The sequence below is a fragment of the Mitsuaria sp. TWR114 genome, from assembly GCF_007997345.1.
The window spans coordinates 1-2,083 of the sequence record NZ_VOSR01000901.1; the positions used below are offsets into that span (position 1 = coordinate 1).

1 protein-coding gene is annotated in these 2,083 nt (G+C 73.0%); it reads right to left on the reverse strand.

Features of this window, described 5'->3' with window-relative positions; translation table 11 throughout:
• Positions 1–2,083 (reverse strand): hypothetical protein (locus FUT87_RS29450; RefSeq protein WP_222617293.1); only part of this gene is annotated, 2,083 nt, incomplete at both ends.

Consider the following 2,083-nt stretch of genomic DNA (forward strand, 5'->3'; position numbering starts at 1 on the left):
CCGGCACGTTGCCGCGGGAGCCACCGCCGACGCTCATCTGGCGCGCCAGGATCGCGGCGCCGGCCGGTGGCACGCGGCCCGACACGCCGTCGCCGAAACGCACTCGCCCGCTGGCGCCGTCCAGCGCGTAATGGCGGTCCGTCGGCGACGAGAAGAACAGCTGCTCGCGCCGCTCCCACAGCACCCAGGCCTCGGTGACCTGCTTGTGCCGGTTGCGGGTCAGCCGCAACGGGCCGAGCGACACGCTGGGCTCGGTCGACTCGACCGCCAGCAGCCGCTCCAGCCGGCCCAGCACGGCGCTGTCGCCCTGCCACAGTTCCATCGCCAGGATCCGCCACTCGACATTGGCGCGCGCGCCGCCGAGCTCGCGCACCTCGAGGCGCTCGCCGGCCAGCACCGGCGTCTGCGTCAGCAGGAACACCTGGTCCGGCGTGCCGTTGCTGGTGCCCAGGGGCAGGTCGTGAAGCGTGTGGCGCTCGCTCGCCCACACCGCGTTGACATGCAGGCCGGCGAAGACGGGCTCGCCCGGCGGGCCGTCCTCCTTCAGCCGGGCGCGCAGCCAGTGGCGCGGCGTGCCGAAGCGCGCCAGCTCGGCGTCGTCCGCCTGTGCCAGCACGTTGACGATGCCCGGTCGGCGCAGCGCGCCGGTCTCGTCGTCGGCCGGCGTGCGCGTCCAGGCGTCGCCGTTCCAGTACTCCCAGACCAGCGCCGGACCGGCCGGCGTGTCCGGCGCCTCGACGACGTCGACGAACAGGCCGAGCTGGTCGACCGGCGGCGCCTTGTCGAAGCCCAGGTAGAGCGCCGGGGTCAGGTCGCCGACCCGCTCGAACGGCGCGAAGGTCGTGCCGGGCCACATCGCCTCGGCGGTGCGGTCGACAAAGCGGAAATCGTTGCGGGCCAGCACGCGTTCCGCGTGGAAGGGCCCGTACTGCCAGGTGTAGCCGATCGAGAACGCGCCCAGCACCGGCGGCTGCGCGACGACGTAGGTGAAGGTGTTGACCGCGCCGCCCGCCGCGTCGGCGTTGAAGCCGACGGTGCGGCTGAAGCCGTAGGAGCCGCTCTGCAGGCGCACGCGCACCCAGCGCGCCTCCTGCTGATTGACGCTGACCGGCGCCATGTCGATCGGCACGGTGAAGTCGATGACCTCGGTGCGGTCGAGGTCGCGCTGCGAGCCGGCCAGGCTCGAGCTCACCGGCAGCGGCGCCCACAGCCGGCCGTTCCAGTACTCCCAGTCGAGCTGGTGCGCCAGCGCGGCGGAACCCGCGATGGCGCCCTGGTCCTGCGGCGACAGGCTGCGGCCGACGAACAGCCGCACCTTCGCCAGCGGCTTGCCGAAGGCCTCCTCGCTGGTGAAGTAGAAGGCCGAGCCCGGCTGCGGCTGCTGGCCCAGCGGATAGAAGGGCTTGCTGACGTCGAGCGCGGCGCCGTCGGCGAAGGCCTTGTCCGGCGCCAGGCCGGTGACCGACAGCGTCAGGTCCACGACGCTCCGAGTGGCCGACGGCGCGGGATGCGCGTGCCGCGAGGCCTGCGGCGCGGTGAAGACGATGCCGGCGAAGGCGACGCTGAACAGGTAGTCGCGCGTGAAGTTGACGTTGGCGATCAGGTAGGCGCCGGTCTTGCCGGTCGGCTGCGAGGTGTAGGCCGCGCGCGTCGGGTCCGCCGGGTCGGTCAGCCGCACCACCGCGCCCTCGACCGGCTGGCCCGCGTCATTGCGGACGATGCCGCCGAGGCTGTTGGGCGCGGACGGTACCGGTGACTCCGCCGCGATCGCGAGGATGCCCGGCGTGCCCTGCCCCATCTGGGTCTGTGGCGCCACCGGCTGGCCGACCGCGATGCGCCCGCGCAGCGCGCCGTTGACGGTGCTGGACAGGCGGATCGTGTCGACCTCGGGCAGCGACTGGCCCGGATCGGGCGGCAGCGACTCGTCGAGCCGCGCGCGCAGCCAGTAGCCCTCGATGCCGTTCACCGTCGTCTTGCCGGCGGAAGCGCAGTCGGTCACCAGTTGGAAACTGCCGCTCTGCGTCAGACCGTTGGTGCTGTCCACATCGGTGACGACGGTGTCGACGCCCTGGTCGTCGAGGTC